General features: G+C 64.1%; 19 protein-coding genes and 1 pseudogene. 16 read left to right on the top strand and 4 right to left on the bottom strand.

Annotated elements, in window-relative coordinates; genetic code table 11:
- The 6 genes from AC629_RS24270 to AC629_RS24245 all read left to right on the top strand — a co-directional run.
- Nucleotides 1-1,677, top strand: a 1,677-nt coding sequence (locus tag AC629_RS24270; protein ID WP_084807465.1) for a xanthine dehydrogenase family protein molybdopterin-binding subunit, incomplete at its 5' end; no start/stop codon positions are given.
- 60 nt (nucleotides 1,678-1,737) lie between these two features.
- Nucleotides 1,738-2,202 (top strand): FKBP-type peptidyl-prolyl cis-trans isomerase, encoded by a 465-nt coding sequence (locus AC629_RS24265; protein ID WP_084807464.1) that lies wholly within the window; start codon nucleotides 1,738-1,740, stop codon nucleotides 2,200-2,202.
- Between the two features lie 342 nt (nucleotides 2,203-2,544).
- Nucleotides 2,545-3,057, top strand: coding sequence for a cupin domain-containing protein (locus tag AC629_RS24260; RefSeq protein WP_080137629.1), 513 nt, complete (start codon nucleotides 2,545-2,547; stop codon nucleotides 3,055-3,057).
- A 131-nt stretch (nucleotides 3,058-3,188) separates the two neighbouring features.
- Nucleotides 3,189-3,617, top strand: coding sequence for a VOC family protein (locus tag AC629_RS24255; RefSeq protein WP_084807463.1), 429 nt, complete (start codon nucleotides 3,189-3,191; stop codon nucleotides 3,615-3,617).
- A gap of 40 nt (nucleotides 3,618-3,657) precedes the next feature.
- Nucleotides 3,658-4,086 carry a VOC family protein gene (locus tag AC629_RS24250; RefSeq protein WP_084807462.1) on the top strand — a complete coding sequence of 143 codons (429 nt, stop codon included), beginning with the start codon at nucleotides 3,658-3,660 and terminating at the stop codon, nucleotides 4,084-4,086.
- A gap of 43 nt (nucleotides 4,087-4,129) precedes the next feature.
- Nucleotides 4,130-4,618 carry a VOC family protein gene (locus AC629_RS24245; RefSeq protein ID WP_084807461.1) on the top strand — a complete coding sequence of 163 codons (489 nt, stop codon included), beginning with the start codon at nucleotides 4,130-4,132 and terminating at the stop codon, nucleotides 4,616-4,618.
- A gap of 214 nt (nucleotides 4,619-4,832) precedes the next feature.
- Here AC629_RS24245 and AC629_RS24240 read toward each other — a convergent pair whose 3' ends face one another.
- Nucleotides 4,833-5,969: a hypothetical protein gene (locus AC629_RS24240; protein ID WP_084807473.1), complete on the bottom strand. Its 1,137-nt coding sequence runs from the start codon at nucleotides 5,967-5,969 to the stop codon at nucleotides 4,833-4,835.
- Between the two features lie 2 nt (nucleotides 5,970-5,971).
- Nucleotides 5,972-6,673: a FecR family protein gene (locus AC629_RS24235; protein ID WP_084807460.1), complete on the bottom strand. Its 702-nt coding sequence runs from the start codon at nucleotides 6,671-6,673 to the stop codon at nucleotides 5,972-5,974.
- A 200-nt stretch (nucleotides 6,674-6,873) separates the two neighbouring features.
- Between AC629_RS24235 and AC629_RS24230 the strand changes: the two genes are divergently transcribed.
- The gene (locus tag AC629_RS24230; protein WP_084807472.1) at nucleotides 6,874-8,154 is read left to right on the top strand and encodes a phospholipid carrier-dependent glycosyltransferase; all 1,281 of its coding nucleotides are present in this window, start codon (nucleotides 6,874-6,876) and stop codon (nucleotides 8,152-8,154) included.
- 51 nt (nucleotides 8,155-8,205) lie between these two features.
- On the opposite strand, the gene AC629_RS24225 is transcribed toward AC629_RS24230, so the two are convergent.
- Entirely contained in the window at nucleotides 8,206-8,847 is a 642-nt protein-coding gene (locus AC629_RS24225) for an OmpA family protein (RefSeq protein WP_084807471.1), read from the bottom strand.
- A 294-nt stretch (nucleotides 8,848-9,141) separates the two neighbouring features.
- Between AC629_RS24225 and AC629_RS24220 the strand changes: the two genes are divergently transcribed.
- Together AC629_RS24220 and AC629_RS24215 are read left to right on the top strand one after the other, a co-directional pair.
- Nucleotides 9,142-9,387, top strand: coding sequence for a hypothetical protein (locus tag AC629_RS24220; protein ID WP_084807459.1), 246 nt, complete (start codon nucleotides 9,142-9,144; stop codon nucleotides 9,385-9,387).
- 117 nt (nucleotides 9,388-9,504) lie between these two features.
- The gene (locus tag AC629_RS24215) at nucleotides 9,505-10,665 is read left to right on the top strand and encodes a winged helix-turn-helix domain-containing protein (protein ID WP_084807458.1); all 1,161 of its coding nucleotides are present in this window, start codon (nucleotides 9,505-9,507) and stop codon (nucleotides 10,663-10,665) included.
- Here the strand turns inward: AC629_RS24215 and AC629_RS45575 are convergent.
- Nucleotides 10,650-10,805 (bottom strand): hypothetical protein, encoded by a 156-nt coding sequence (locus AC629_RS45575; protein WP_245331985.1) that lies wholly within the window; start codon nucleotides 10,803-10,805, stop codon nucleotides 10,650-10,652. The genes AC629_RS24215 and AC629_RS45575 overlap by 16 nt on opposite strands.
- 80 nt (nucleotides 10,806-10,885) lie before the next feature.
- Between AC629_RS45575 and AC629_RS24210 the strand changes: the two genes are divergently transcribed.
- The 7 genes and pseudogenes from AC629_RS24210 to AC629_RS24180 all read left to right on the top strand — a co-directional run bounded on the left by AC629_RS24210 (nucleotide 10,886) and on the right by AC629_RS24180 (nucleotide 22,204).
- A complete protein-coding gene (locus AC629_RS24210) occupies nucleotides 10,886-12,229 on the top strand; it encodes an MFS transporter (protein ID WP_084807457.1) in 1,344 nt (447 codons plus the stop codon).
- 240 nt (nucleotides 12,230-12,469) lie between these two features.
- The gene (locus AC629_RS24205; protein WP_084807456.1) at nucleotides 12,470-13,576 is read left to right on the top strand and encodes an efflux RND transporter periplasmic adaptor subunit; all 1,107 of its coding nucleotides are present in this window, start codon (nucleotides 12,470-12,472) and stop codon (nucleotides 13,574-13,576) included.
- A 179-nt stretch (nucleotides 13,577-13,755) separates the two neighbouring features.
- A pseudogene (locus AC629_RS24200) lies at nucleotides 13,756-16,894 on the top strand (efflux RND transporter permease subunit).
- 31 nt (nucleotides 16,895-16,925) lie between these two features.
- On the top strand, nucleotides 16,926-17,525 hold the full coding sequence (locus AC629_RS24195; protein WP_084807455.1) for a TetR/AcrR family transcriptional regulator: 600 nt from the start codon (nucleotides 16,926-16,928) through the stop codon (nucleotides 17,523-17,525).
- A gap of 168 nt (nucleotides 17,526-17,693) precedes the next feature.
- Nucleotides 17,694-18,317, top strand: a complete 624-nt coding sequence (locus AC629_RS24190) for a flavin reductase family protein (protein WP_084807470.1) — start codon at nucleotides 17,694-17,696, stop codon at nucleotides 18,315-18,317.
- A 336-nt stretch (nucleotides 18,318-18,653) separates the two neighbouring features.
- Complete coding sequence (locus AC629_RS24185) at nucleotides 18,654-20,921, top strand: acyl-CoA dehydrogenase (RefSeq protein ID WP_084807454.1); 2,268 nt, start codon at nucleotides 18,654-18,656, stop codon at nucleotides 20,919-20,921.
- Complete coding sequence (locus tag AC629_RS24180; RefSeq protein WP_084807453.1) at nucleotides 20,921-22,204, top strand: acetyl-CoA C-acetyltransferase; 1,284 nt, start codon at nucleotides 20,921-20,923, stop codon at nucleotides 22,202-22,204. The genes AC629_RS24185 and AC629_RS24180 overlap by 1 nt, the downstream gene beginning before the upstream one ends.
- Nucleotides 22,205-22,206 lie beyond the last annotated feature (2 nt).

Raw genomic sequence — 22,206 nt, 5'->3', positions numbered from 1 at the left:
AACCTCGTCATCTACGRCGAGCCGAGCCAATATGTCTACGGCTTGAAGAATGGCGTTGCCGAGCAGCTCGGCATCGACGCCAACAAGGTGCGCGTGGTCAATCCCTATGTCGGCGGCGGCTTTGGCTCGCGCGGCTCGATGACGCCCCGCACCGCCATCATCGCGGGAATCGCGAAGCGTCTGAACCGGCCGGTCAAGCTGGTCCCGACCCGCGACCAGGGCTTTACTATCGCAACCTATCGCGCCGAGACACGCCACGAGATCAAGCTCGGCGCGAGCCGGGACGGCAAGCTGGTTGCCCTCCGGCATGAGGGCGCCGAGGTGTCCTCGCGCCCTGACCCGTATTGCGTCGGAGGCACCAAGACAACGACACGCCTTTATGCCTGCCCCAATGTCGACAGCCTCGTGTCCATCGTGCGCGCCGACCGCAACACGCCGGGCTTCATGCGCTCGCCGCCGGAAGTGCCGTACATGTTCGCGCTGGAGAGCGCGATGGACGAGCTCGCGGTCAAGCTCAACATGGACCCGGTCGAGCTCCGCCGCATCAACGACACCACCAATGAGCCGATCGGCGGCAAGCCCTACACGTCGCGGTCGCTGATGGCGTGCTTCGACGAAGCCGCCAGAGCCTTCGGCTGGTCGCAGCGCTCGCCTCAACCTAAATCCATGTCGGATGGCGACTGGCTGATCGGCTATGGCTGCGCCGCCACCTGCTATCCGACGCAGATGGCGCCGTCCGCCGCGCGCGTGCGTCTCCAGCGCGACGGCCGCGCCCGTGTTGAGATCGCCGGCCATGAGATCGGCACCGGCGCCTATACGATCATTGCCCAGACCGCGGCCCAACGTCTCGAGGTGCCCCTGGAGAAGGTCTCCGTCTTCATCGGCGATAGCGACCTGCCGCCCGCGCCAGTCGCCGGCGGATCAAACTCGACCGCCAGCACCTGTTCGGCGGTGATGATGGTGTGCGACCAGATCCGCCAGCGACTGTTCAAGGCGATAATGCCGAGCGACAGCCTCACCGACAAGGCGAAGGCAACCATAGGCCTTAGCCAGGCGCCGACGAGCCAAGTGGCGAAGGGTGACCGTCCGCTCGACATCGAGAAGGCGTTCGACGCGCTCGGCATGGGGGTCGTCGAGGAATATGGCGAGTGGAAGCCGGAAGGTGCGCCGCAGGATTCTTTCCAGGCCATGCACAGCGGGCACGCGCGGCTCGTCGGTGGCAGCAACATGAAGGACAAGATCGCCTACGCCTTCGGCGCCGAGTTCGTCGAGATCAGGGTCAACCGCTTTACGCACGAGATCCGCGCGCCGCGCCTGGTTGGCGCCTTTGCGGCTGGCCGCATCATGAACCCGCGCACCGCGCGCAGCCAGCTTATGGGCGGCCTGATCTGGGGCATGTCCTCGGCGCTGCTGGAGGCCACCGAGATCGACCAGCGCACTGCGCGCTACGTCAACGACAATCTCGCCGACTATCTCGTGCCTGTGAACGCGGACGTAGTGGGCGTCGAGGTGATCCTGGTCTCCGAGCAGGACGATCATATCAACCCGGCAGGCGCGAAGGGGCTCGGCGAGCTCGCCAATGTCGGGACCAACGCCGCGATCTGCAATGCGATCTATCATGCCACCGGCCAGCGCATCCGCAAGCTGCCGGTGCGGCTGGAAAATATCGAGGTGTGAGGGGTGGAAACACGGGTCGCGTTGCGCTAGACACCTCCCGCCTCAAACGGAAGGTGTCTTATGCAGCGTTTCCAACGCGCGCTCCTCGCCATGATGTCGGCACTCGCGATCACCGTGATCGCCGGCGTGTCGCATTTCGTTTCCACCACGGCCTCGGCCCAGACCGCAGGAAAGACCATGACCACAGCTTCAGGCCTCCAGATCATCGACGGCACTGTCGGCACCGGCGCTTCACCCAAGCCCGGCCAGATCTGCGTGATGCACTATACCGGCTGGCTCTATGAGAACGGCCAGAAGGGCAAGAAATTCGACTCGTCCGTGGATCGTAACGAGCCGTTCGAATTCCCGATCGGCAAGGGCCGCGTCATCGCCGGCTGGGACGAGGGCGTTGCCTCGATGAAGGTCGGCGGCAAGCGCACGCTGATCATCCCGCCGCAGCTCGGCTACGGCGCCCGCGGCGCCGGTGGCGTGATCCCGCCGAACGCGACGCTGATGTTCGACGTGGAATTGCTCGCGGTGAAGTGACCGCAGTCTCTACGTCGTCGTGCCCGGGCTCGTCCCGGGCATCCACGTTCTTTCTTTCACGTGGCGAAGACGTGGATGGCCGGGACAAGCCCGGCCATGACGGATGGAAATCGGCGCAAACAAAAAGACCGGCCTCGCGGCCGGTCTTTTCGCTTTCAACTCTGGACGCGAGGGCCTCGTCGGCGCCCATGATCTTGTCGCGCGTGCTACCCACGAAACTCTCCTTCCAATTTGCTCACGAAGACAACATCTGGCGGCTACGAGGGGTCCGATTTTGGTATGGCTTGCGGGCGCGGCTTTGGGTTAGTTTGCCGCGCAAGGAACCAACAGAAAGCAAGTCCCATGACCGGCCATGACCATTCGCATTCCCACCATGACCACGATCATGACGATCGCTGGAAACATGACGGCGTGCGCGTCATTCCCGGCAACCAGCTCGATACGAACGTGCCGTCGACGGCAGGTATGGACCGCGCGGCCGCGATCAATTTCGCACGCGTCGGTGCGCAGAAATTGTGGGCGGGCACCGTCAGCATCAAGCCGGATGCCAAAACCGGCGCGCATCACCACGGCCATCTCGAAAGCGTCATCTACGTGGTGAAGGGCAAGGCGCGGATGCGCTGGGGCGAGAGCCTGCAATTCACTGCCGAGGCCGGCCCCGGCGATTTCATTTTCGTCCCGCCTTACGTGCCGCACCAGGAGATCAACGCCAGCCCGGACGAGGTGCTGGAATGCGTATTGGTGCGCAGCGACGGTGAGGCGGTCGCGATCAACCTCGACATCGAGCCCGTCGAGAAGCCCGAAACCGTGCTGTGGATCGATCCGGTCCACCGGGACCCGAACGAGAAGAAGTAAAGCTGAAGAACCTCGCGGGGTTCGGTGCGACAGAACCCCGCAGTCGACGGTCGAAAAAAATATTCGGATGCCGTGTCGGATGGCCGCTGCGCCGTCCGTCCTTGGGCGGAACCCCCTCCAAGGAGCTTCCGATGCCCAAGATGATCTTCGTCAACCTGCCCGTGACCGACCTCACTCGCGCCACCGCCTTTTACGAGGCGATCGGCGCAGACAAGAACCCGCAATTCAGCGACGACACGGCGTCCTGCATGGTCTTTTCCGAGACCATCTACGTCATGCTGCTCACCCACGACAAATTCCGCCAGTTCACGCCGAAGACGATCGCGGATGCAAAGACCTCGAGCGAGGTGCTGATCTGCCTGTCCGCCGACAGCCGCAACGACGTCGATGACATCGTCGGCAAGGCGACGGCGTCGGGCGGCAAAGCCGATCCCGGTCCGAAGCAGGATTTCGGCTTCATGTATGGCCGCAGCTTCGAGGATCCGGATGGCCACTTCTGGGAAGTGATGTGGATGGACGTGGCCGCGGCGACGACGCAGCCTGCCGCGGCGGATGCCTGATCGCCCCATTTCGAACCTCAAAATTTCCAGGAGCATTCAGATGTCCAAGATGATCTTCGTCAATCTGCCGGTGACCGATCTCAAGCGTGCCACCGCCTTTTATGAGGCGATCGGTGCGGCCAAGAACCCGCAATTCTGCGACGACACGGCGAGTTGCATGGTCATTTCCGAGACCATCTTCGCCATGCTGCTGACCCACGACAAGTTTCGCCAGTTCACGCCGAGGCCGATCGCCGATGCCAGGTCCGGGAGCCAGGTGCTGATCTGCCTGTCCGCGGATAGCCGGAACGAGGTCGACGACATCGTCGGCAGGGCCGAGGCCGCGGGCGGCATAGCCGATCCCAGCCCGAAGGAAGAGTTCAGCTTCATGTACGGCCGCAGCTTCGAGGACCTGGATGGCCATATGTGGGGTGTGACGTGGCTAGACATGGCGGCTGCCACCACCCAGCCCGACATGGCGAGCGCCTGATCGAAGCTCCCGAACATTGCGAATCCTAGAAGGAGCATTCACGATGTCCAAGGTCGTGCCCTGCATGTGGTTCAACGGCGATGCCGAGGAAGCCGCGAAGTTCTACGTCTCGCTGGATCCGAATTCGAAGATCACGAACGTTCAGCACAACGTTTCGGACAACCCGTCCGGCAAGGAGGGCTCCGTGCTCGTCGTCGAGTTCACCGTGGCCGGACAGCCGCTGGTGGCGCTCAACGGCGGGATGAAGATGGAATACACCCACGCACTTTCGCTGATGATCCATTGCGACGACCAAGCCCAGGTCGACAGTGTGTGGAGCGCATTCCTCGCTCATGGCGGCAGTGAAGGGCAGTGCGGCTGGCTGAGGGACCGATACGGTGTGTCCTGGCAGGTGGTGCCGAAGGTGATGTTCGAGTTCCTGTCGAGCCCCGACAAGGCCGCGGCCGGGCGCGCGATGCAGGCCATGATGAAGATGGTCAAGCTGGATGTGGGTATTCTGCGTCAGGCGTTCGAGGGCAAGTCGGCGGCGTGATGCTGCTCTTGCCACATACTCGCGGTCATCGCCCGCCTTGTGCGCAGTTGCGCACTGGGGCGGGCGATCCAGTATTCCAGAGACAACGAGAGGATACGGATAAGCCGCGGCGTACTGGATGCCCCGGCGGAGCCTGTCATCGGGCTCGCCAAAGGCGAGACCCGGTGGCGGGGCATGACAGCGCAAGTTGAGGCTGCTTTACACGAGCCGTCTGCTAATAATTGATCCGTAGCCCCACGCCGCCATGAATGGTATTTCCAACCGGCTGCGGGCCCAGCGTGCCGTTGGCGAAGAGGTCCACGATCCAGCCCTTGGTCACGCGGAAGCCGAGACGGCCGCCATATTCGAACCAGCCCTGGTTGCCCATCGTCGGCACCACCATGCCGTCGCCAGTCACGGTGGCAACGATGCCGCTGTGACTGGCGAACGACTGCACCCAGCCGCCATTGATGTTGGTCTCCAGGTTGCTGCCGATGAGATGCGTCCACTGGCCGCCGATCTTGACCAGGCTGGTGCGGTCGGTGCCGGTCGCAATCGTGGCGTCGAACGGATTGAACGCCACCGCGGCGTCAGTGTAGCCGGACACACGCTGCCAGAGCTGCCAGACCTCGATCGAGGCCGCGACCTCGTCGCGGGGTGACAACCGGCTCATCCAGCCCGCACGGCCGTAGACGGCGTAATTCGAGGCGTTTGTCGAGCTCGTGACGCTCACCGGGCCGAGGCTGGTGTCGTAGCTGCGGGTGTAGCGCGCCTTCTCCCACGGCGTCAGGATCGTGCCGACGTCGAAGAACGGGCGTGAGGAGCCCCAGTCGGTGAAGTCGTAGCGCAACGCGAAGGCGCCGATCGGCGCGCTGGTGATGTTGTAGCCGCCCTCGTTGTATTGCGTGTAGGCGATGCCCGCGAGCAGCGACAGGTTGTTGGTCAGCTCCTTGCGGCCATGGATGCCGGCCGAGAACGAGCCAGCCGAGCCGAACGCGCTGATGCAGTCGCTGCAATTGACCTGCTCATTGACGCCGAGCAGCACCGTGCCGAGCACCCTGTTGGTGATCATCTGGTTGAAGCGCTGGTTGGCGAGGCCACCGATCGAATTGCCGCTGGAATCGGCGCCGGTCGGGGCCGGTGGTGGGCTCGAGCTTGGCGAGGACGTCGGATACGGGCTCGGCGACGGTGACGGATAGGGGCTGGGAGAGGGGGAAGGTGAAGGCGACGGGGAGGGCGTCGGCTCGCCGCACTCGGCCCCGCAACCGGTCTGTGCTGCCGCCGGCTTGGCATCGAATACGACGAAAGCAAACGCAGCGAATGCGGCCATTGTGGCTGCAATAATGAAGCGCCTGACGTTGAATTTCGTCATTGTCACCGCCCGCACAGCATACCGTCGTCGTGGACGGCGGGCGTGATGGTCGGAGACGCGTCGGCATATTGGTTGACCGAGCACAGCCCGGCGCTTGCGGCGCAGTTCGCGGCAAACGTCCAGGGCGGCGTATTGGTTTTGGTGATGCTGACCTTGCCGCCGGTCGAGGTGATCACCGCGGTGTCGCCGGGCTGGGTGAGCTGCACGCACTGGGAGTTCGTCGCGCAAACGCTGGCCGTACCGTCCTGGAGCACGACGACGGAGCGTCCGCGCTGGGAGAGGATGTCGAGCGTGGTGCCGCGCACGCCGATGGTCGCGAGCGGCGTCGTAATCTTGTAGGCGGTCTTCTCCGAATGTCCGGTGACGAAACGGAGTGCGCCGGTGGTCATGCGGATCGCGACGTCGCGATAGCTGTGCTCGTCGTTGAAGACGGTGCGGTCGAGCTTGAGCGTGGCGCTCGGCCCCAGCGACAGATTGGTGCTGTCGGCCATGACGAAGCGCGCCGCGCTGTCAGCACCGGTGCGGACGGTCTCGTCGCGCAGCATGCTGTCGCCGACGCTGATCGGCGTCGTGGTTGCAGCCACGCGCACCACTTCGTTCTGGATCACGACGGCTTCGCCGACGCGCGTCTGCGCCAGCGCGCAAGGCGCCGCGCACAATGCGGCTGACAAGAGTGTGGGGAAAAACAAGAAACGCAAATTCATTTCGCAACCGATCGATGTGTCCCTGATCGTACCGGATCTCGCGCGCTTCGATGTGACGAAATTATCACTAGCGGCGCGGGACGTGCGTTATCCTTAGTGACAGTTGCGGCAGAATGCGTTCAATGAGAAGTGCGATTTTCGTTTTTGTCCACGGTGACGCAAATTTGCCACGCAAAACCTCATCAAAACAGCCGCTCGAATTGTCCGCCGTTCCGAGGGTGTCGCGGAGCGCAGTGATTGCTGTCGCGATTTTCCTGATCACGCATCTCGCGCTGCTCATCGGCCTGACGACGCCAGAGAAGTTCGTTTTCGACGAGGTGCATTACGTGCCGGCAGCGCGGCAGATGCTGGCGCCCGCGATGTCGCAGCCGATGCTCAATCCGATGCACCCGCCGTTGGCCAAAGAGCTGATCGCGACGTCGATCGCGGCTTTCGGCGACAACGCGTTTGGCTGGCGCTATCCCGCGACATTGTTCGGCGCACTCGCGATCGTCGCGATCTACCTGTGCGGTCTCGCGCTGTTCTCCGCGCAAGCGCCCGCGATCGCCGCTGCGATGATCGCGGCCTTCAACCAGATGGCTTACGTGCAGGCGCGTATCGCGATGCTCGACATCTTTGCGCTCGGCTTCGGCCTGCTCGCGATGGCCGCCTTCATGCACGGATTTCGAAAGGAGCGGCCGCATGCACGGTTCGCGCTGGCGGGGGCTCTGTTCGGTCTTGCTGCGGCCTGCAAGTGGAGCGGCCTGTTTCCGCTCGGCGTCTGCATCGTCATCGTCGCGGCGATCCGCCTGATGCAGGGTTGGCGCACGCTGTTTGCCGACGCGAAGCCAGACGACTGGTACCGGCCCGATCTGTGGCCCGGTTTCAGGTTGCATCACGCCGTGGTCTGCTTTGCCGTCCTGCCGGCCGCAACCTATCTTGCCGCCTTCGTCCCGCTCTACGGATTGTCGCTGTCGGATCTGATCGAGGCGCAGCGCCGTATCTTTGCCGACAACACCACCACCGCGATTGCCGGCCACACCTATATGAGCTCGTGGCCATCCTGGCCGCTCCTCGCCCGCCCGGTGTGGTTCCTGTTCGACAAGACGGCGCAGGACAGCATCTCCGCGATCGTCTTCCTCGGCAATCCGCTCGTGCTGTGGCCGGCGCTGCCCGCGCTCGCCATCGTACTGCGCGACTTCATCGTCGCGCGCCGCTGGGATGCCTTCCTGATCGCGGCGTTCTATTTCGGCTCCTGGCTCGCCTGGGCGTTGCTGCCGCGGACGCTCGGCTTCATCTATTATTATCTGCCGGCAGCGACTGTCGCATCGCTTGCACTGGTCTATGTGCTACGAAGGGAAGGGGTACCTCGCTGGCTGCTGTGGGCCTATGTCGGCGTCGCCGCCATCGGCTTTGCCGTGATGTTACCGATCTCGGCGGCCTTCGTCGGTACGTCGATGCAGACCTTCAACCGACTGATGCTGTTCCAGAGCTGGATCTGACAGCAGAAAACCGCCCGCCACTCACGTGGCAGGCGGTTGTCGATTGTGGCGTTATTTCGACGCGGTCTTGGTGTCCATGTTCACGACCTGGACGCGACGGTTGATCGGGTCGGCGCCGTTGGCGGCATCCTTCAGCTTGGTCTTGCCGTAGCCGACGGTGACGAGATCGGTGCCGTTGAGGCCGTAGTTCTGCACCAGGTACTTCTTGATGGTGTCGGCGCGCCGTTCGGAGAGCCCTTGATTGTACTCTTCGCCGCCGATCGCATCGGTATGGCCGGCGACCACGAAGGTCGAGCCCTTGAGCGCCGGATCGGACAGGGCCTTGCCGAGCGCCTGCACCGACGGCACCGACGTCTTGGCGATGTCGGCCGAGTTGTAGTCAAACTGGATTTCCAGATCGATCTTCGGCTTGGACGCCGCAAGCTCGGCGATCTGCTCGCGCTCGCCCATCGAGAGCGAACGAGTCGAGCGATTGCGCACGGTGTTCAGGAATGTCGCCTCCTTGGCTTGCGCGGTCGGATCGGCCTGCGGGCCGACGGACAGGCCGCGGGTCACCGGCTTCGGCTTCAGCGCATCCAGGATCTGGCTGGTGGAGACATTGTTGTCGCCGGCCAAGGCCAGGCCCGCCGTCATCGACAGCGCGGCCGAAAGGGTGATCGCCTTCAGTCCAAAATACTTGGTAAAATGGGTCATTGTCGTATCCTCGCTGTATCGCCTGATGACGATTTGATGCTGCGAGCATAGGGCAGGTTCAAAGGCCGTCATGTGATTTTGGTCACGGTGGAAGCGGGGGCTTCCGCTGCCAGGCGGAGGGGCGCGGGAGGGCTTCCTGCGAGCCTGATGTCGCGACCGGCAGCGTCGGGGAGCGCCCAAAAGCCGCACGCTAGGACGAGCGAAAGTCTCTTCTCTACGAAGCCTTGTCTCGGAAAAATGGTTGCTGCGTTGGCCGGCATAAAGCCGGCTTCGTTTTCCGGAGGATGAAACTTGATGAAGACCCTGTTGCTCGCAGCCGCATTCGCAGCACTTGCTCTGTCTCCCGCATCCGCTGCCAAGATGTCGTGCACCAGCGCGAACATGGCAAAGCTCGTTGTCGGGATGGGCGGTGAAGACACGCCGGGCAAGATCGCGGCAAGGAAGTCGATGGCCTCGGCCAATTCCGACATGAGCAAAGGCAACATGCGCAGCGCCTGCAAGCACTACATGAACGCCGAGAAGGCGATGGCGATGAAGTAGGCCTCGGCCGCATCATCCGGCCGTGCTGTCAGCAGTTGGCAGCGCGGCCTTTTCTTGTGATCGCTTCTTTGCAGCCTCCTTTTTCCCGGCGCGAATCTCGCTACATTGCACCTTGCAATGTCACGCGCGCCCGAACCCCTTCCACTCACCACGACGCAGGCCCGGCAGATCTGGCTGCATGCCCAGCGGCTGGATGAGCGCGCGCCGTTCGGCGAGGGGGCGCAGGCCGTTGCGGATGCGATCGCCCATCTCGGTTATGTGCAGATCGACACCATCAACGTGATCGAGCGCAGCCACCACCACATCCTGTTCAGCCGCATCCCGTCGTACCGGCGTGCCGATCTGCGCCACGCCCAGAGCGTCGACAGAAGCGTTTTCGAATACTGGACGCATGCGCTGTCCTACATCCCGGCCAGCGACTTCCGCTTCTTCCTTCCGGCGATGCGCGAGCATCGCCGTGACGGGCACAAATGGTATGCCTCGGTCACGCCGGCCGACATGCGCAAGGTGATGCGGCTGGTGCGCGCAGGCCCGCTGACGATCCGCGACATCGAGGACGACGTGCTCACCGAGAAGGAGCACCTGTGGCAGAGCCGAAAACCCTCAAAGCGGGCGTTGCAGCTTGCCTTCTATACCGGCGTCGTGACCATCAGCGCGCGCCAGGGCATGCTCAAGACCTATGAGCTGATGACGAGGCATTTCGGCTGGGACAAGCTGCCGAAGCCGGCCTCGACAAAGGACATCACCGCCTATCAGCTCGACCGCGCGCTGCGGTCGCAAGGCGTGGTGAGCCTGGATTCGATCTGCCATCTCGATGCGCCGCGCAAGAAGGCGGTAGCTAACCTGATCGCCTCGCGCGTCCGCCGCGGCGAGCTCGTGCCGGTCGCGATCGAGGACGCCGGCAAGCAGGAGCATTGGGCCACGCCTGCGGCGCTGGAGCCGGGCGAGGTGTCGCCCGAACTCGTCCACATCCTCTCGCCGTTCGACCCCCTGATCATCCAGCGCAAGCGCACCAACCTCTTCTTCGGCTACAACCATCTGTTCGAAGCCTATGTGCCGAAGGCCAAGCGCAAGCTCGGCTATTTCGCGCTGCCGGTGCTGGTCGGCGACGAAATCGTCGCCGCGCTCGACCTCAAGACCGACCGGCAAAGCAAGAAGCTCTTGATGCAGAAATGGACCTGGGTCGGGCAGGGGAAGAGGACAGCGGGGCGCAAGGAGCTCAAGCGGAAGATCGAGGACGAGCTCGATCGCTTCGAGCGTTTTCAATTGGCGGAGTGAACCACGAAGGCGGGAAGCGCGAGCGGAAAGCCGTACCACCGCAAGCACAACCCGCAGGCGATCACGACCAGCGCCAGGGCGGCGCGGGGCAGCAACCGCTGTCGCAGCGCAATGGGGTCCACCGGCTGCGCCCCGTGCATTGCTTGCTCCATTGACTCTTTGCCCGCGATGCTGAAAACCGCCCACTAGCCCATAAAAGCAGCAACCCCGGGGGGAGGCCATGAGCCAGACCACGACCTATGCCGGTTCCGCCGGCACAGCCAAGAACTCTAACAAGAGCGAAATCGAGACCTCGACCATCCGCGCCATTTCCTGGCGCCTGATCCCGTTTCTGGTGCTGGCCTACTTCTTCTCCTATCTCGACCGGGTCAATCTCGGCTTCGCCGCGCTGACCATGAATGCTGAGCTGAAGTTCACGCCGCTGATCTTCTCCTGGGGCGCCGGCATCTTCTTCATCGGCTATTTCATCTTCGAGGTGCCGAGCAATTTGGCGCTGGAGAAGTTCGGCGCCAGCCGTTGGATCGCGCGCATCATGGTGACCTGGGGCATCATCTCGGCGCTGATGGCGCTCGTGAACGGCGTGACGAGCTTCTACGTGCTGCGCTTCGTGCTGGGCGTCGCCGAAGCCGGCTTCTTCCCCGGCATCATCCTCTATCTCACCTACTGGTACCCGGCCGAATATCGCGCGCGCTTCCTCGCCGCCTTCGCCGTCGCCGTGCCGGTCTCGACCGTGATCGGCGCGCCGATCTCGGGCCTGTTGCTCGGGCTCGACGGCGTGATGGGTCTGAAGGGCTGGCAGTGGCTGTTCATTCTCGAAGGCATCCCGTCGGTGCTGCTCGGCATCGTCACCTGGTTCTATCTCACCGATCGGCCGGAGAAGGCGGACTGGCTGACGGCTGAACAGAAGGGCTGGCTCAAGGCGAAGCTCGATTCCGAGATCGCGGCCAAGCAGGCCGTAAAGCATCTCTCGCTCGGCCAAGCCCTGTCCTCGCCGAAGGTGATCACGCTGAGCCTGATCTATTTCGGCTTCGTGGCCGCACTCTACGGCATGCAGTTCTGGCTGCCCCAAATCGTCAAGGCGTTCGGCCTCACCAATGCGCAGACCGGCTTCGTCACCGCGATCCCGTACCTGTTCGGCACCATCGCCATGATCCTGTGGGCACGGCACTCGGACGCGACGCGCGAGCGGGTGTTCCACGTCGGCGCGCCGTTGATCCTGATCGCGATCGCGCTTGCCGTCTCCAGCTACATCACCGACCCCACCATGACGATGGTGGCGCTGACGGTTGCTGCGATCGGCGTGTTCTGCGTCTTCGGCGTGTTCTGGACGTTGCCGACCGCCTGGCTCTCCGGCATGGCCGCCGCCGGCGCCATCGCCATGATCAACTCGATCGGCAACCTTGCCGGCTTCGCCGGGCCCTACCTGATCGGCTGGGTCAAGGAAGCCACCGGCCAGACCTCGACCGGCCTCCTCGTCCTCGCCGTCCTGCCCCTGATCGCCGGCATCCTGGCCTTCATCGGCGGCCACGAGACCAAGCACGAGTTCGTCGAACAGGGTCGGTGAGATCTCGAAATCAAGGGTGGGCAAAGCGAAGCGTGCCCACCGATAGTTTTGCGTATCGATATTGCGCGGTGGTGGGCACGGCGCTGGCGCGCCTCTGCCCACCCAACGGCGTCCGTCTCGGGCTTTCTTCCAATCCTTACCACCCCTTAACGATCACGCTTTCCTGATGACTGACGATTATTGACTTTTATCAGTGATTATTCGACATTCCTCGCAGTCGAGATGCAGGAGTGTCCTCCGATGTTGGTCCGGTCAATTTTATCGAGCTATTCCAAGCTCTTGGCAGGTGCGTCGCTGGCCCTGATGGCGGTTTCGCTGGCTGGGTGCAATGACACCGTTGCCCAGAAGGCCGAGCCGCCGCGGCCGGTTCTAGTCGCGACCGCGCACTATGATGCCGAGACGCCCGAGCGTAGCTTCGTCGGCACCGTCAGGCCCCGGATCGAAAGCGATCTCGGCTTCCGCGTCGCCGGCAAGGTCGCCAAGCGCCTGGTCGAGGTCGGCCAGACCGTCGAGGTTGGTCAGCCGCTCGCGACCCTCGACGAGGTCGATCTGAAGCTTCAGGCTGAGCAGGCCGTTGCCGAGCAGACCGCCGCGACCGGTGTGCTGGCCCAGGCCGCCGCCGCCGAGCAGCGCGCCAAGGATCTGAAGGCCAAGGGCTGGACCACCGACGCCCAGCTCGACCAGAGCCGCGCTTCCGCCGACGAGGCCCGCGCGCGCCTCGACCGCGCCGTGCGCTCGGTCGAGCTGACCAAGAATTCCCTTTCCTACGCGACGCTTGTTGCCGACGCCCGTGGCGTCGTCACCGCAACGCTGATCGAGCCCGGCCAGGTGGTCGCCGCGGGCCAGGCCTCGATCCGTGTCGCCCGCTTTGCCGAGAAGGAAGCGGTCGTCGCGATCCCTGAGACGCTGGTTGGACGCGCTAAGTCGGGCGTCGCCAGCGTCACTCTTTGGTCGGAGCCGGACAAGAAATATACGGCCAGGCTGCGCGAGATCGCGCCGGCAGCCGATCCGGCCACGCGCACCTATCTTGCGAAATTCTCGCTGCCCGAGGCCGACGACAAGGTCGCGCTCGGCATGACCGCGACCCTGACGCTGTCGGACGCCGCCACTCAGCGCGTCGCGCGACTGCCGCTGTCGGCGCTGTTCAACGAAGGCGGCAAGCCGTCCTTTTACGTCGTCGACGACAACGGCGCGGTCACGCTGAAGCCGGTGACGGTGAAGTCCTACGAGAGCAACGACGTCGTCATTACCGGCGGAGTCGAAGAGGGCGCCAAGATCGTCGCGCTTGGCGTGCAGAAGCTCGATCCGAACCAGAGGGTGCGGATCGTCTCGTCGCTGTCTTTCTAACGAGCGTTTACGAGTCCGTCGTTGCGAGGTGAGTTTCGGCCCGAGCGCAAATGCGAAGGCTGAAGCGGCGAAGCGATCCAGAACCTGCCCAGCCCCCTGGATTGCTTCGCTGCCTGGCAATGACCGGTTGAACAGGGCGGCTGTCGTTTTTGCAACTGGATCGTCTTTCGGAGAGTGCGATGAAGCGCTTCAACCTTTCGGCCTGGGCCGTCAGCCATCCGACGCTGGTTCTCTTCCTGATGATCGTGCTCGGCGCCGCCGGCCTCTTCTCCTATGAGAAGCTCGGGCGCGCCGAGGATCCGTTCTTCACGGTGAAGGTGGTCAACGTCTCCGTGATGTGGCCGGGCGCGACCGCGCAGGAAATGCAGACGCAGGTCGCCGATCCCATCGAGAAGAAGCTGCAGGAGCTGCCCTACTTCGAGAAGGTGCAGACCTATTCCAAGCCCGCCTTCACCGCGCTCCAGGTCACCTTCCGCGACAACACGCCGCCGAAGGATGTGCCCTATCTCTTCTACCTCCTGCGCAAGAAGCTGGTCGACGTGCAGGGCCAGCTGCCCGCAGGGATTCTGGGACCCGTCGTCAACGACGAATTCTCCGACGTCGATTCCATCCTCTACATGATGACCGGCGACGGCGCCGACTATGCCCAGCTCAAGAAGGTCTCGGAAGGCTTCCGTCAGCGCCTCCTGAAGGTGCCCGGCGTGACCAAGGTCGACGTCTACGGCAACCAGGATGAGCGCATCTTCGTCGAATTCAGCCACGCCAAGCTCGCCACCCTCGGCATCACGCCGCAGGCGCTGTTCGATTCGCTCGCCAAGCAGAACAACGTGACCCCGGCCGGCACGGTCGAGACCTCGTCGCAGCGCGTGCCGCTGCGCGTGACCGGGGCGCTCGATGGCGCCAAGGCGGTGGCCGAAACGCCGGTCGAGAGCAACGGCCGCGTCTTCCGCCTCGGCGACATCGCCACCGTCACCCATGGCTTTGTCGATCCGCCGAGCTTCGTCGTGCGCCAGGAAGGCAAGCCCGCGATCGGCATCGGCGTCGTCACCGCCAAGGGCGCCAACATCCTCGACCTCGGCAAGGAGGTCGAGAAAGCGACCGCGGAATTCATGCAGGCGGTGCCGCAGGGCATCGACGTCCGGCTCATCGCCGACCAGCCCAAGGTGGTCGAGCACGCCGTCGGCGAGTTCGTGCATTCCTTCATGGAAGCACTCGTCATCGTGCTGTTCGTCTCGTTCCTGGCGCTCGGCTGGCGCACCGGCATCGTGGTCGCGCTATCGGTGCCGCTGGTGCTCGGCATCGTCTTCATCGTCATGAACGCGATGTCGCTCGACCTACACCGCATCACGCTTGGCGCGCTGATCATCGCGCTCGGCCTGCTCGTCGACGACGCCATCATCGCGGTCGAGATGATGGTGGTGAAGATGGAGCAGGGCTGGGACCGGATGCGCGCGGCGTCCTTTGCCTGGGAATCCACTGCGTTTCCGATGCTCACGGGAACGCTGGTCACGGCCGCTGGCTTCCTCCCCATCGGCTTTGCCAATTCCGCGGTCGGCGAATATGCCGGCAGCATCTTCTGGATCGTGGCGATCGCGCTGGTCGCCTCCTGGTTCGTGGCGGTGATCTTCACGCCCTATATCGGCGTCAAGCTGCTGCCGGAGATGAAGGCGCACCACAATCACGATCCGCATGCGGTCTACGAGACCCGCATGTACCGAGGCCTGCGCGCCATCGTGCAGTGGTGCGTCAATCACCGCATCACCGTGGTGGCGGCGACCGTCGGCGTCTTCATCGCCTCGATCGTCGGCTTCGGCCATGTCCAGCAGCAGTTCTTCCCGCTGTCCGAGCGGCCCGAGCTGTTCTTCCAGCTCCGCCTGCCTGAGGGCACAGCCTTCAACGTGACCGAGAAGGCCGTGAAGAAGGCCGAGACGCTGCTGAAGGACGACAAGGACATCGAGACCTATACGGCCTATGTCGGCCAGGGCTCGCCGCGCTTCTGGCTCGGCCTCAACCCGCAGCTTCCGAACGAGGCGTTCGCCGAAATCGTCATCGTCGCCAAGGGCGTCGAGGCGCGTGAGCGCGTCAAGGCCAAGATCGAGAACGCGGTCGCCGATGGCATGCTGACCGAGGCCCGCGTGCGCGTCGACCGCTTCAACTTCGGTCCGCCGGTCGGCTTCCCCGTCCAGTTCCGCGTGATCGGCCCCGACGCCAACAAGGTGCGCGAGATCGCCTATCAGGTTCGCGACGTCATGCGGCAGAACAAGAACGTCAAGGACGTCCAGCTCGACTGGAACGAGCAGTCACCGTATCTCAAGCTCGTCGTCGACCAGGATCGCGCCCGCGCCATGGGCCTCACCCCGCAGGATGTGTCGCAGGCACTCGCGATGCTGATCTCGGGCGCGCAGGTCACGACCATCCGTGACGGTATCGAGAAGGTCGGCGTGGTCGCCCGTGCGATCCCGTCCGAGCGTCTCGACCTCGGCGGCGTCGGCGACCTCACCATCACCTCGCGCAACGGCGTTGCGGTGCCGCTGCAGCAGATCGCCAAGATCGAGTATTCCCACGAGGAGCCGATCATGTGGCGGCGCAACCGCGACATGGCGATCACCGTGCGCTCCGACGTCGTCGACGGCGTGCAGGCGCCCGACGTCACCAACCAGATCACGCCGAAGCTGCAGGCCATCAAGGACTACCTCGAGCCGGCCTACCGCATCGAGCCGGGCGGTGCGTTCGAGGAATCCGCCAAGGGCAATGCCTCGATCTTCGTCCTCTTTCCGATGATGGTCATGGTGATGCTGACGCTGCTGATGATTCAGCTCCAGAGCTTCTCACGCCTGTTGCTGGTGTTCCTGACCGCGCCGCTCGGCATCGTCGGCGCCTCCCTCGGGCTCAACGTCGCCAACGCCCCGTTCGGCTTCGTGGCGCTGCTCGGCCTGATCGCGCTCGCCGGCATGATCATGCGCAACACGGTCATCCTGGTCGACCAGATCGAGACTGACGTCTCGCACGGCTTGACCCGGCGCGAGGCGATCGTGGAGGCGACAGTCCGCCGTGCCCGCCCCGTCGGTGCTGACGGCGCTCGCGGCGATCCTTGCCATGATCCCGCTGTCGCGCTCGGCCTTCTGGGGCCCGATGGCGATCACCATCATGGGCGGCTTGTTCGTTGCGACCTTCCTCACGCTGCTGTACCTGCCGGGCCTCTATGCCCTGTGGTTCCGCAAGAGCCTGGATGAGGCGGGCACCAGCCAGCAACCTACCGCGCCGCAGCATGGGAGCGATGAAGATCCTGCAATTCCGCTTGCTGAAGCGGCTGAATAAATGAAGAGTGCTGACTAACGAGTCCTGACAGATGACACTGGTTTCGGAACATATCGAAGGCGACACCCGGGAGCGCATCCTCGAGGTGGCCGAGCGGCTGTTCCGGCAGATCGGCTACCTCAAGACCACGGTCGGGGACATCGCCAAAGAGCTCAAGATGAGCCCCGCCAACGTCTATCGCTTCTTCGAGTCGAAGAAGGCGATCCATCAGGCGGTGGCACGCAGCTTGATGGGCGAGGTCGAGCTTGAGGCGCAGCGGATCGTGGCGAGGCCCGGTCCGGTGTTGGAGCGCTTCCGCGAGTTGCTCACCACCATCCATCGCATGAACACCGAGCGCTATGTCGGCGACTCCAAGCTGCATGAGATGGTCGAGATCGCGATGCAGGAGGACTGGGACGTCTGCGTCGCCCATATGGAGTGCATTGCCGGGGTGATCGGCCAGATGATCGCGCAGGGAGCCGCCTCCGGCGAGTTCGAGGCGCCGGACCTGGAGCTGGCCTCGCTCTGCGCCTGCACCGCCATGATGCGCTTCTTCCACCCCCAGATGATCGCCCAGTGCGCCACCAAGCCGGGCCCGTCCATCGACCAGATGATCGATTTCGTCATCGCGGGTCTGTCGCCGCGCCACTGACGGGCCGGGGAATTTCTCCTATAAACGCCTTCGCCGTCTTTGACGGGCAATACGGACCGGTTCATTCCGTCATTGCGAGGAGCGCAGCGACGAAGCAATCCAGGCCGTTTCAGCGGAAGGGCTCTGGATTGCTTCGCTTCGCTCGCAATGACGAAAGGAAACAGCGGCGTGACCGACAAAGATCTACACTTCTACGAGCCCTCCAAGGGCCACGGCCTCAAGCACGATCCCTTCAACGCCATCATCGCGCCGCGGCCGATCGGCTGGATCTCCTCCCGCGACACCAGGGGCCACGTCAATCTCGCGCCCTACAGCTTCTTTAACGCGTTCTGCTACGTACCGCCGATCATCGGCTTCTCCTCCACCAACTGGAAGGACTCGGTCGAGAACATCCAGCAGACCGGCGAGTTCGTCTGGAATCTCGCCACGATGGATCTGGCCAAGCACATGAACGCGACCGCCGCGCATGTCGCGCCTGAGGTCGACGAGTTCGAGATTGCAGGGCTCACGGCTGTGCCCGGCAAGCTGGTCAACGTCCCGCGCGTCGGCGAGAGCCCGGTCGCCTTCGAGTGCAAGGTGTCCGACATCGTCCGTCTCAAGGGCGCCGACGGTAAGGAGGCTGATGCCTGGCTGACGCTGGGCGAGGTGGTCGCCGTCCATATCGACAAGGCCATGATCAAGGACGGTGTCTACCAGACCGCCACCGCCCGCCCCATCGTCCGCGCCGGCCGCCGCGGCGACTATTTCGAGATCAAGCCGGAAAACATGTTCGAGATGGTCCGGCCGGACTGATCCGGGCGCGCCTGTAGCCGGATGCGGTGCGCTCTTTCCCGGCCATCGCTCCCTCAATCTCGTCATTCCGGGGCGCACCGCAAGGCGCGAGCCCGGAATCCATACTCCCGATGGTGGTTATGGATTCCGGGCTCGACGCTTGCGCGTCGCCCCGGAATGACGGCGAGTAGGCGCCGCGACTCTTCCCCTCCCGGAACTGCCACCGTACCCCGGCCGTTATGGTTCCTGGGCGGCCCGGCCGCGTCAATTCGATTCTTTTTGCAGGCGAAGTGTTCACTTCCGCCAGCCACTTTCCGCTAAAATGCCCGGCAACCGCGCCGATGCATGAGGCCCGCCATGAGCTTCCGCCGCGACACCATCACAAAACCGATCTTCTCCTGGGCCCGCGGCGTGCTGCCGGCGATGTCCGACACCGAGCGCGAGGCGCTGGAGGCCGGTGACGTCTGGTGGGATGCCGATCTCTTCACTGGCAATCCTGATTGGTCGAAACTGCTGAGGGTCCCGCAGGCGAGGCTGACCGATGAGGAGCAGGCCTTCCTCAATGGGCCCGTCGACGAGCTCTGCGCCATGCTCGACGAGTGGAAGATCTTCTGGGAATGGCGGGACCTGCCGCAGGACGTCTGGCACTTCGTCAAGCGCGAGAAATTCTTCGGCATGATCATTCCGAAGGAATTCGGCGGCCTCGGCTTCTCGCCTTATGCGCATTCGGAAGTCGTGCGCAAGATCTCGACCAGATCGATCGCAGCGGCCGTCACCGTGATGGTGCCGAATTCGCTCGGGCCCGGCGAGCTCTTGATGCGCTTCGGCACCAGGGAGCAGCAGGAGCGCTGGCTGCCGCGTCTTGCCGACGGCCGCGACATTCCCTGCTTCGGCCTCACCAGCCCCGAGGCCGGCTCCGACGCCGCCTCGATGGTCGACGCCGGCATCATCTGCAGAGGCATTTTCGAGGGCCGCGAGGTCGTCGGCCTCAGGCTCAATTGGCACAAGCGCTACATCACGCTCGGCCCCGTCGCGACGCTCCTTGGCCTCGCCTTCAAGGCCTATGATCCCGAACGTCTCGTTGGGAGCCAGGAAGAGCTCGGTATCACCGTGGCGCTGATCCCGACCAATCTGCCCGGTGTCGAGATCGGCCATCGCCATCTGCCGTCGATGCAGGCCTTCCAGAACGGCCCGAATTGGGGCCGCGACGTCTTCATCCCGCTCGACTATGTCATCGGCGGCCAGGAAAGGCTGGGCCAAGGCTGGAAGATGCTGATGACGGCGCTCGCCGCCGGCCGCGGCATCTCGCTACCGTCGTTGTCGGCGGCAGGAGCCGTCTATGCCGCGCGCACCACCGGCGCCTATGCCCGCATCCGCGAGCAGTTCGGCATCTCCATCTCCAAGTTCGAGGGCGTCGAGGAGCCGCTCGCGCGCATCGTCGCGACCGCCTATCAGCTCGACGCGGCACGTCGGCTCACCTGCGCGGCGCTGAATGCCGGCGTTCATCCCGCGGTGATCTCCGGCATCATGAAGCTGCACGCGACCGAGCGGATGCGGACCGCGGTCGACGACGCCATGGACATCCATGGTGGCAAGGCCGTGATCGACGGGCCGCAAAACTATCTCGGCAATCTGCACCGCGCCGTCCCTGTCGGCATCACGGTGGAGGGGGCCAACATTCTCACCCGCAACCTCATCGTGTTCGGGCAGGGCGCGATCCGCGCGCATCCCTATCTGCTCGACGAGATGAATGCGCTCGCGGACAGCGACCGCGAGCGCGGACTGACCGCCTTCGACAGTGCGTTCTGGAAGCATGTCGGCTACAGCGTCAAGACGCTGTTTCGCGCCTTCGGTCGGAGCTGGACCTTTGGTGCGTTTGCGCCGGCGCCTGACGCGGGCGAGGCGACAGAGTTCTATCGGCAGCTCTCGCGCTATTCCGCGACCTTCGCGCTCTGCGCCGACATGGCGCTGCTCACGCTCGGCGGCGCATTGAAGCGCAAGGAGATGCTGTCGGCGCGCTTCGGCGACATCCTGTCCGAGCTGTATCTGTTGTCGGCGGCGCTGAAGCGCTGGCAGGACGAGGGCCGGCAGAAGGAGGACTTTGCCGCGCTCGAATGGTGCATGGCGACCGGCTTCAGGACGATCGAGAACAGGCTCGCCGAAATCCTCGCCAATCTGCCGAACCGCTTTGTCGCAGGCTTCCTCAAGTTCGTGGTTCAGCCCTTCGGTGCCCACGTGCTTGGTCCGTCCGACCGCGTCGTGCACCAATGCGCTAGCCTTGTGCTGGAGCCGTCGGCGGCGCGCGAGCGCCTCACGCCCGATCTTGCCCATGTCGACGACGACGGCGGCTTTGCCCGGCTGGAGCGCGCGTTCAAGCTGGCCACCAGCACGGACGCGATCGCCAAGCGCGTGCGCGCCGCGCATATCCGGGACTGGAAGGAGGGAGTGACCAAGGGCGTGATCACACAGGCCGAGGGCGAGCAGCTTGCCGCGGCCCGCGAAGCTGTCACAAAAGTGATCGAGGTCGATGATTTTGCGCCGGAGGCGCTGTCGCCGATTTACAAGAAAACCGGCGACGTGCATCAGTTCTTCCAGGAACTCGGTGAACAGAGGGCGGCGAGCTGATGGCACGACCGGTATTCATCGTCGACGGCAGCCGGACACCGTTTCTGAAAGCGCGCTCCGGGCCGGGTCCGTTCACGCCGGTCGATCTCGCCGTGCAGTGCGGCCGGCCGCTGCTGGCGCGCCAGCCGTTTGCGCCTGATGATTTCGACCAGGTCATCCTCGGCTGTGTCAACGTGATCGCGGACGAGATGAATCCCGCCCGTGTCGCCGCGCTCCGGCTCGGCATGGGCGAGGACATGGTCGCTTTCACGATGCAGATCAATTGCGGCTCCGGCATGCAGTCGATCGACACCGCCTACCGCTACATCCGCGAAGGCCATGCCGACATGATCCTCGCTGGTGGCACCGAGGCGCTCAGCCACGCGCCACTGGTCTGGCCGAACGCCGGCGTGCGCTGGTTCGCTGGCCTTGCGACCGCCAAGGGCGTGGCCGCGAAGCTGACCGCCGCCTTTAAATTGCGGCCGCGCTACCTCAAGCCGATCATCGGCCTCGAGCGCGGGCTGACCGATCCGATCACCGATTTGAACATGGGCCAGACCGCTGAGGTCGTCGGCCATCTCTTCGGTATCACCCGCGCGCAATCCGACGCCTACGCCGCTGAGAGCCATCGCCGGCTCGCGCATGCGCAAGCCGAAGGTTTTCTGAAGGGCGAGGTCGAGACCGCCTTCTCCCGCGACGGCAAGTTTTTCGACCACGATGACGGCGTACGCCCGGACTCCACGGCCGAGACGCTGGCGAAATTGAAGCCGGTGTTCGAGCGCCCGTGGGGCCAGGTCACCGCCGGAAATTCCTCGCAGATCACCGACGGCGCCTCCTGGGTGATCCTCGCCTCCGACGAGGCGGTGGCAAAATACAAGCTGACACCGAAGGCGGTCATCATCGACAGCAACTGGGCCGCGCTCGATCCGAGCATCATGGGGCTCGGCCCGGTGATGTCGGCGACACCGCTGCTCCAGCGCAATGACCTCACCATCAAGGACGTCGAGACCTGGGAATTGAACGAGGCGTTCGCCACCCAGGTGCTCGGCTGTCTCGCCGCCTGGAACGACGACAAATTCTGCCGCGAGATTTTAGGGCTCGACGGTGCCGCCGGCGAGATCGACCGTGAAAAACTCAACGTCGATGGCGGCGCGATCTCGCTCGGCCATCCCGTCGGCACCTCCGGCAACCGCATCGTGCTGCATCTCGTCAACGCCATGAGGCGGCTCGGCACGCGGCGTGGCGTTGCCACCGAATGCATCGGTGGTGGGCTCGGCGGTGCCATGCTGATCGAGGCGGTGTAACC

The sequence above is a fragment of the Bradyrhizobium sp. NAS80.1 genome, assembly GCF_001908205.1.
In the GTDB taxonomy this organism is placed as follows: Bacteria; Pseudomonadota; Alphaproteobacteria; order Rhizobiales; family Xanthobacteraceae; genus Bradyrhizobium.
The sequence above is the reverse complement of the archived record's forward strand: the minus strand, read 5'-3'. Positions and strand labels throughout refer to the sequence as shown.